Below are 8443 nucleotides of genomic sequence, written 5' to 3' on the forward strand. Positions count from 1 at the left end.
AAGAAGCGCTTGAGGCGCCCCTCTTCTTCGGCATGCAGCAGACCCAGGATGGCGCCCGTCATGAATATCCGCCCAGCTCAGTAGACACGCGGCGCACACACGGCACCGTCTATCATCTGGAAGCTAGCCATACAGATTTCAATTTATATGTGCAAATCCAATAGTTTATAACAACTCTAGAATTCGGATGCAGTGCTTTGTCATTCGAAGAACCAAGCGACTTGGCGGCAGCCGCGAGGCAGCGATGTCACTATAGGCGATGTCGGTTCGCATAGCCTTGTGCCTTTTATCGCGTGACCAAGTCCGATTATAGAAACTTGGGGCAACGTCAGTCCGGGATGCGGGGCTGGGGTTGCTTCGGCCTGTCGGAAGAACGCCCCCGATGTTCGGGAAGAGAAAGCGGTATTCAGCGGAGTTCAAGGCGAATGTGGCCCTGGAGGCGCTGCGCGGGGATCGGACGGTGGCATGACTGGCTGCCTAGAATGGCGTCCTCCAGGCTACGATCAACACGCTTGAAGGAGCAGGCCGCCGAATGAATGGCCACGGTGATCGCCCGCAATGTGGAAGTCGCCGATGCCGTCTGCGAGAGCGAGACCGTCCCGCCGATCAGGCGCGATTGGCGCGGCGCCAGGCGCCGGGGGTCTCCCCGAGGGTGCGGCGGAACACCCGCGTCAGGTGGGCCTGATCGGCAAAGCCGGCGGCGGCCGCGATCTCGGTCAGCGGCATATCCGCGTCCACCAGCATATCCTGCACCTTCTCAATCCGCGCTTTCATGTGCCACTGATAGGGCGCAAGGCCGGTGGCTGCCTTGAAGGCGTGGCTGAAATAGGATTGCGACAGCTCGGTGAGGTCGGCCAATTCCTGCAGGCGGATGCTGCGCAGGCAGTTGGCCTCGATAAAATCGGTCACCCGCCTTAGCTGCCAAGGCGCCAGCGCCCCGCGCTTGCGCCGGGTGGTGCGGCCAAGCTGCATCAGATCGATGAACAGCGCCAGCATCAGCGCATCGCCATACAGCTCATGATGGGAATCGGGGTCCTCGCAAGCGGCGGCAATGAGCTGCGCCAGCCCGAGTATGCGAGCGTTGGTGAATCGTAGACGCGGAGTCGCGAGGCGTCCGGCATCCAGATCCTCGCCCAGGCGGGTGGCCAGGGTCGTCACGTCGAAATGAATATCCAGATGGCGCAGGGTCATCGGCCCATCCATGCGCGACCACAGCGGCATGTGGGCGGGCACAAAGCTGAGGTGCTGCGGTGCCTTGGCACCGGGTACCTCACGACTGGATGGCCCGAGCTTCAGCTCCAGATCGCTACCTGTATGCTCGAGCAGCACGAACAGTCGCGCGTCCTGGGAGACATACTCACCGTGCGCCCCCGCGTCGCAGGCCGCATGCCAAAGATCCGCCACCGCACCGTTCCAGCGACGCCAGCGCAGGTCTTCGAGCACCGTGATCCCCTCCCGGTGGGAGGTCATGCGGGGCTGGAACGTCATTGTGCCAGGATCATCGGGGAAAGGCCACGGGGCGAAGGTCGGGACCGAGGGGTGGAGCAGGACGTCTTCATGCGCGCCCCCTGCCGCATGCCAACCTGCGGCGTTGAGCCGAGGTTGTAGCGGCCGCCAGGCACCGCTTTCCAAGTGATGCATATTTGCACATAGGGTGATAACAGACCAAAAACGTTCAATGCGCAACAGGAAGCGACAATCACCGCTAGACTTCCGTTGATATGAGCCGTTTATCGCACTTATTGATCCGGCACGCAGACTTTAATTTGAATACTTCTGAACTGCGAACACTGTCGGATCGGTCAATTGGTAGGCTCTGATGCGGCACCATAGGTCTTTGCACACATTCCTCCTGCTCGGGGTCGCGGCCTCCAGCCTCGTGCCCGCCTGCCTGCTGTCCGGCACGGCCCAAGCCCAGCAAGCCGCCCAGACGCCGGCCATCGCCCTCGACCCCATCAGCGTGCAGACCGACGGGCAGACCGAGAGCCCCACCGGGCCGGTACGGGGCTATGTGGCACGCCAGACGGTGACCGGCAGCAAGACCAACACGCCCATCGTCGAGGTGCCGCAGTCCATCTCGGTCGTCACCCGCGACCAGATGAACGACCGGGCGGTGCAGACCGTCGGCCAGGCACTGGACTATTCCGCCGGCGTGGTCTCGCAGCCGTTCGGCAGCGACCCGCGATTCGACAGCCCGATCATCCGCGGCTTCTCGGCGGCGAACAGCCAGTATCTCAATGGCCTGAAGCTGATGCGCGACCAGGGCGCCATCGCCATCGAACCCTATGGGCTGGAGCGCATCGACGTGCTGCGCGGCCCGTCCTCGGTGCTCTACGGCCAGGGCAATCCCGGCGGCCTGATCAACATGGTGAGCAAACGCCCGATCTGGGAAACCTTCGGCGAGTTCAACCTCCAGGCGGCCACCTACGACAATTTCTCCGGCAGCTTCGATTTCGGCGGCCCCACCTTCAAGGGCTCGGACGTGGCGTATCGCATCACCGGCTTGGTGCGCGATTCCGGTTCGCAGACCAATGACGTGAGCAACGACCGCTATTATTTCGCACCCGCCCTCACCTTCCGGCCCAATGCCGATACCTCGCTGACCGTGCTGGCCAGCATCCAGTACGACACCCCCGACGCCACCGTCGGCCTGCCCAACCAATATACCTTGCAGTCCCTGAACGGCCTGCGGGCCGCGCGCAGCCTCTATCTCGGCGACCCCAATTTCAATGCGTCCAGCCGCACGCTGGCGACCATGGGCTATGAGTTCAGCCATAGCTTCGACAACAACGTCACCTTCCGCCAGAACACCCGCTATCTGAAGATGAACTGGGACTACCAGAATCTCTATTATAGCGGCCTCGACAGCAGCAATGCGCTCATCGCCAACCGCGGTACCTCCATCAATGAGGAGAACCTCGGCACGTTCACCATGGACAACCAGCTGCAATACGATTTTGCCACCGGACCGCTGAAGCACACGGCGCTGGTGGGCCTGGACGTACGTAGCCACACCACGGATACCATGACGCAATTCGGGACTGCGCCATCGATCAACATTTTCGCGCCCGTCTACGGCATGAGCATCCCGGACAGCATCTGGTACACGTCCAAGGTCAACGGCACGCTCAATCAGGTGGGCCTCTATGCCCAGGACCAGGTGAAGCTGCAGAACTGGCTGCTCACCTTGGGCATCCGGCAGGACTGGGCCAGCGTTGATTCCACCACCGTCTCGAACTTTGGCAACACCCAGCAGAACCAGGACGATAGCGCCACCACCGGCCGTGTGGGCCTGACCTATCTGTTCGACAATGGCCTCGCCCCTTATGTCAGCTATTCCACCTCATTCGAGCCGGTGATCGGCAACATGCCCACGGCGCTCGGGGGCGCGGCGTTCCAGCCGTCCGAGGGCAAGCAGTATGAGGCCGGGATCAAATACCAGCCGGTGGGCTGGAACGGCTTCTTCACCGCCGCCGTCTACGACCTCACCCAGAGCAACGTCCAGTCCACGGACCTGATCAATGGCGTGAGCTACACGGTGCAGACCGGCGAAGTGCATGTGAAGGGCGTGGAACTCTCCGCCGTCACCAGCCTCACCGACGGGCTGAAGCTGATCCTGAACTACACCTACATGAATGCGGAGATCACCCAGGGCCAAAATGCTGGCAACCGCCCGGCCAACGTGCCGGAGAACGCGGCCAATGCATGGCTGGACTACACCCTCCAGAGCGGCCCGCTGAAGGGCTTCGGCCTCGGCGGCGGCGTGCGCTACGTGGGCAGCCGCTATGACCTGGATTCCAACGCCAATCTTCTGGCGGCCAACACCCTGTTCGACGCGGCGGTCCATTATGAGAAGGGCCCGTTCAAGGCCCAGCTCAACGTCGCCAATATCGCCGACGAGACCTATGTGGCCTCCTGCGGCTCGTTCGGCTGCTATTATGGCGACGGCCGCACCATCACCGGCACGGTGACCTACCGATGGTGAGCCTGAGCTGGCCCTCCCCGCGGCGGCCAGTTCCCGCACATGCCGCCGCGGTTGCCGCGGACGGCCCGGTTTGGGCGCCGGAGGATGTGGCGTTTGCCATGGCTGGGCGGGAGATCCTCGCCCCGCTGCGCTTCTCCTTGACGCCGGGGCGGGTCTATGGCTGCCGCCTGGGTGTGCTGCCGCATCCGGTGCCCGGCGAGCCCCTGGGATATGTGCCGTGAGCGCGGACACTCCACGCGCCCGCATCACCCGCCGCGGCTTCGTCGCCGGCGCTTTGCTCGCCACCCTCGGCGGCGCCCGGGCGGCGCCCGCCTTGCGGGTGGCGACGGTGGATTGGGCGCTGCTGGAGACGCTGCTGGCCATCGGTGTCACCCCCGTCGCCGCCGCCGAGCTGGTGCTCTACCGCCAAGTGGTGGTGGAGCCGCCGGTGCCGGCATCCGTGGCCGACATCGGCCTGCGCGGCACGCCCAACTATGAGGCGCTGCGGCTGCTGGGGCCGGACGTGATCTTCACCTCCAATTTTTCCGCCTGGGCGGAGCCGAAACTCAAGCTGATCGCGCCGGTGGAGACCTTGTCCATCTATGCCCGCGGCGTGCCGCCTTTTGCGGGCGCCGAACGGGTGGCTTTGGACCTCGGCGCGCGCACCGGGCGAACGGCGGCGGCCGCGGCGCTGGTGGCCGATACCCGGAGCGAACTGGACCGGCTCAAGGCGCGGTTGGCCGGCGGCGACGGGCGTCCGCTGATGGTGATCAATCTGGGCGACGCCCGCCATTTTCGGGTGTTCGGCACCGACAGCATGTTCGGCGCCGTGCTGGAGCGTCTCGGCCTTGCCAATGCCTGGACCGCCGCCACCCGCTATTCCGCCACCGCCCCCATGGGCCTGGAGGCCCTGGCGCAGGTGGGCGAGGCCTGGATCGTCCTCATCCCGCCTGTGCCCGCCGATGCGGAGCGCATGCTGGCGGCCAGCGCTTTCTGGCAGGCGCTGCCCGCTGTGCGCGCCGGACGGGTGCTGCGGCTTGCGGCGATCGACCCGTTCGGCGGCCTGCCCGCGGCCTTGCGCTTCGCCCGCTTGTTGACCGGCGCTATGGCGCGGGTAAAACCCGGCGGTGCCCATGGCTGACATGGCCCATCCCCTGATGCCCGCCCGCCCGCGCCTCGGCCTCTGGAGCCTGCTGGCACTGCTGGCGGTGGCGGTGTTCGCGATATCGCTCGCCACCCGCCCGCTGGTGCCCGACGGCACCGCCGACGCGCCCAGCCTGACCCGCATCCTGCTGTGGCAGAGCCTACTGCCCCGTGCCGCTATCGCCCTGCTGGCTGGGGCCGCGCTAGGCCTGTCGGGTGCGCTGCTGCAACGGGTGCTGCGCAATCCCATTGCCGATCCCTCCACCCTCGGCATCGCCTCCGGGGCGCAATTGGCCATGACCCTGGCCATTCTCTATGCGCCGCTGGTGGGGGAGATCCCCCGCGAGGGCGCGGCACTGGCCGGTGGCGTTGCGGCGGTGTTCCTGGTGCTGCTGCTGGGCTGGAAGCGCGGGCTGGAGCCGGTGACCGTGGTGCTCTCGGGCATGGTGGTGTCGCTGGTGGCCTCGGCGCTGAGCGCCGCTTTGGTGCTGAGCCATGGCGAATATGTGCTCTCATTGTTCATCTGGGGCGCCGGCTCCTTGCACCAGCAAAGTTGGGACAGTGTGCTGGCGATCGCCCCGCGCCTGGCGCTGGGGGCTCTGGCGGCCGGCTTGCTGCTGCGGCCGCTTGCGGTGCTGGGGCTGGACGATGCCAGCGCCCGCAGCCTCGGCACGGCGGTTCACAGCGCCCGGCTGCTGGTGATCGCGGTGGCGGTGGGACTGGCGGCCAGCGTCACCGCCGAAGTGGGCGTGATCGGCTTTGTCGGCCTTGCCGCCCCCGCCTTCGCCCGCTTGAGCGGCGTGCGCACCCAGGGTCGCATGCTGCTGGCGGCGCCGCTCATCGGCGGGCTGCTGCTGTGGCTTACCGACGGGCTGGTGCAATTGGCCTCCCACGGCCTCTCCGATGTCATCCCCACCGGCGCTGCCACCGGCCTGCTGGGCGGCCCGCTGCTGCTGTGGCTCTTGCCCCGCCTGTCCGTGCGCCAGCGCCCGGCCCCGGCGCCCACGCCGGTGCTCCGACTGCACCGGCCATTGCGGGCGCTTGCCCTGCTCACGGCCGGCGCCATCCTGATTGCGGGCGTGGCCCTGGTGCTGGGCCGTAGCTATGACGGCTGGAGCCTCGCCACCGGGGAGATGTTCACCGATTTGCTGCCGTTCCGCGCGCCGCGCATCGCCGCAGCGGCGGCGGCGGGCGCCCTACTGGGGACCGCGGGCACGGTGATGCAGCGCCTCACCGGCAATCCCCTGGCCGGTCCGGAAGTGCTGGGCGTGAGCGCGGGGGCCGGCGTCGGGCTGGCGGCGGTGCTCCTGCTCGCCGCCACGCCGAGCCTAACCCTGATGCTCGCCGGCAGCGCCGCCGGGTCGCTCGCTGCCATCCTGGCCATCCTCGCCTTTGCCGCCTGGACCGGCTTCGGCCCGGAGCGGCTGCTGCTGGCCGGCATCGCCCTGGGTGCCATGGGCTTGGCCTTCATGACCGCCGTGCTGGCATTGGGCGATCGCCGCGCCTTCACCTTGCTGGTGTGGATGTCCGGTTCCACCGATCGCGTCGGCCCGTCGGAGGCGACCGTCGCCGCCGTCGCGGCGGCGGTGCTGATCGCCCCCCTGCCGCTGCTGGGTCGCTGGCTGGACATCCTTCCCCTGGGTGGGGCGGTGAGCAGTGCCTTGGGGGTGAGCGTCCGCGCCAGCCGGCTGGTTCTTGCGCTGTGCGCGGCGCTGATGACGGCGGCGGCCGCTTTCATCGTCGGGCCACTGAGCCTGGTCGGGCTGATCGGCCCGCATCTGGCACGCCTGCTGGGCCTTGTCCGCGGCGCACCGCAACTCATCGCCGCCGCCATCCTCAGCGCCGGCCTGATGATGCTGGCGGACTGGCTGGGCCGGGTGCTCGCCTTTCCCTACCAGATCCCCGTGGGCCTGTTCGCTGCCCTGGTGGGTGGTCCCTACCTGATCTGGCTGCTGCGGCGCGGCCCGGTGAAAGGCGACTGAACCATGGTCCCCTCCCCTTTGCTCGTGGCCGAGGCCCAGGTGCCGCTGGCCGACCCGGCCGGCATGCTGGCCAAACTGTGCGACCATTTCGAAAGCCACGGCACCGTCGCCCGAACCGCCGATCACGGCATCATCACCGGCCCCTTCGGCCAAGCCCTGCTCACCGCAACGCCCGACATGCTGCACTGCCGGGTGGAATGCGGCTCCCAGAGCAGCCTTTCCATCGCCAAGATGGTGGTCGCCGAGCACTTGTTCCAGTTCGCCGATGACGCGCACCCAGCCTTCGTCTGGACCGGCGACGCCGATGCCGGGGCCACTTTGCCCTATTTCCAGGCGGTCACCGTCCGCCACGCCTTCGCCATCACCCCGCGCATGCGCCGAGTGTTGGTGACGGGGGACGTGCAGCGCCTGTCCAAGGGCGGGCTGCATGTGCGGGTGCTGATCCCGCCCGCCGGGCGCATGCCGCGCTGGCCCACAGCGCAGGCGGATGGACGGGTGCTGTGGCCGGAGGGCGCGGATGCCCTGACGCCGCGCGTCTACACCTTGCGTCACCTTGATCCCGACACCGGCGAGGCGGCCATCGACGTGGCGCTGCATGAAGGCGCCGCCCCCGGTTCCGATTGGGCGCGCACGGCCCAGCCGGGCAGTATCGTGGGGCTGTTGGGTCCCGGCGGCGGCGAACTGCCCGCCGCCGACTGGTATCTGTTCGCCGGCGACGAGACCGCCTTGCCCGCCATCGCCCGCATGCTGGAGGCGCTGCCCGCCGGCACCCGCGCCGTGGCCCGGATCGAGGTGGCGAATGCGGCCGAGGAACAGGCCATCCGCACCGTTGCCGATCTCGACCTCGCCTGGCTGCATCGGGACGGGGCAGCGGCGGGCGCTTCCCCCCTGCTGGCGGCGGCTGTGAACGCCGTGCTTCTCCCCCCGGATGCGGCAAATCCCTATGTGTGGGCCGGCTGCGAGCAGGCCAACGCCCGCGCCATCCGCGCCGGACTCACCGCGCGCGGTCTGTCCAAGACCCGCCGCTCGGTTGCGGCCTATTGGCGGCGGGGCTATCAGGGCGTGGACATCGGGGAATGATGCGCACGCGCCCTCCTGACCGGCGCCCGTCGGCCGCCCCTGACCTTTACGGATCAACCATGCCCTTGCTGCGTGCGTTCTTCGCCTATTACCGGCCCTACAAAGGCCTGTTCGTGCTGGATTTCACCTGCGCGGTGGTCTCGGGCCTCTTGGAACTGGGCTTCCCCATGGCGGTGAAGCTGTTCGTGGACGATCTGCTCCCCGCCCAGAACTGGGGCCTGATCGCCGCCGCCGCCGCGGCCCTGCTGGGGGTCTATCTGGTCAATGCCGGGCT

General features: G+C 67.5%; 6 protein-coding genes and 2 pseudogenes. 7 read left to right on the forward strand and 1 reads right to left on the reverse strand.

Going from position 1 to position 8443, the window contains the following annotated elements:
- Window positions 1-382 precede the first annotated feature (382 nt).
- Window positions 383-533 (forward strand): annotated as a pseudogene (locus tag AAG816_RS26965) (transposase); the annotation flags it as partial.
- A gap of 73 nt (window positions 534-606) precedes the next feature.
- On the opposite strand, the gene AAG816_RS26970 reads toward AAG816_RS26965, so the two are convergent.
- Window positions 607-1488 carry an AraC family transcriptional regulator gene (locus tag AAG816_RS26970; RefSeq protein WP_341992814.1) on the reverse strand — a complete coding sequence of 294 codons (882 nt, stop codon included), beginning with the start codon at window positions 1486-1488 and terminating at the stop codon, window positions 607-609.
- 349 nt (window positions 1489-1837) lie between these two features.
- On the opposite strand from AAG816_RS26970, the gene AAG816_RS26975 reads away from it, so the two are divergent.
- The 6 genes and pseudogenes from AAG816_RS26975 to AAG816_RS27000 form a co-directional block, all read left to right on the forward strand.
- The gene (locus AAG816_RS26975) at window positions 1838-3985 is read left to right on the forward strand and encodes a TonB-dependent siderophore receptor (protein ID WP_341992809.1); all 2148 of its coding nucleotides are present in this window, start codon (window positions 1838-1840) and stop codon (window positions 3983-3985) included.
- Between the two features lie 98 nt (window positions 3986-4083).
- Window positions 4084-4206 (forward strand): hypothetical protein, encoded by a 123-nt coding sequence (locus tag AAG816_RS26980; protein WP_341992810.1) that lies wholly within the window; start codon window positions 4084-4086, stop codon window positions 4204-4206.
- On the forward strand, window positions 4203-5105 hold the full coding sequence (locus AAG816_RS26985; RefSeq protein ID WP_341992811.1) for an ABC transporter substrate-binding protein: 903 nt from the start codon (window positions 4203-4205) through the stop codon (window positions 5103-5105). Before AAG816_RS26980 ends, AAG816_RS26985 begins: the two co-directional genes overlap by 4 nt.
- Complete coding sequence (fhuB, locus tag AAG816_RS26990; protein ID WP_341992812.1) at window positions 5098-7089, forward strand: Fe(3+)-hydroxamate ABC transporter permease FhuB; 1992 nt, start codon at window positions 5098-5100, stop codon at window positions 7087-7089. Before AAG816_RS26985 ends, fhuB begins: the two co-directional genes overlap by 8 nt.
- Window positions 7090-7092: 3 nt before the next feature.
- A complete protein-coding gene (locus AAG816_RS26995) occupies window positions 7093-8169 on the forward strand; it encodes a siderophore-interacting protein (RefSeq protein ID WP_341992813.1) in 1077 nt (358 codons plus the stop codon).
- A gap of 59 nt (window positions 8170-8228) precedes the next feature.
- Window positions 8229-8443: pseudogene (locus AAG816_RS27000) on the forward strand (multidrug ABC transporter ATP-binding protein); the annotation flags it as partial.

The sequence above is a fragment of the Azorhizobium sp. AG788 genome (genome assembly GCF_943371865.1).
In the GTDB taxonomy this organism is placed as follows: Bacteria; Pseudomonadota; Alphaproteobacteria; order Rhizobiales; family Xanthobacteraceae; genus Azorhizobium.

Coding starts and splice junctions, on each gene's coding strand:
- fhuB (WP_341992812.1), top strand. CDS start 5,098: ATGGCTGACATGGCCCATCCCCTGATGCCCGCCCGCCCGCGCCTCGGC.
- AAG816_RS26980 (WP_341992810.1), top strand. CDS start 4,084: ATGGCTGGGCGGGAGATCCTCGCCCCGCTGCGCTTCTCCTTGACGCCG.
- AAG816_RS26970 (WP_341992814.1), bottom strand. CDS start 1,488: ATGACGTTCCAGCCCCGCATGACCTCCCACCGGGAGGGGATCACGGTG.
- AAG816_RS26995 (WP_341992813.1), top strand. CDS start 7,093: ATGGTCCCCTCCCCTTTGCTCGTGGCCGAGGCCCAGGTGCCGCTGGCC.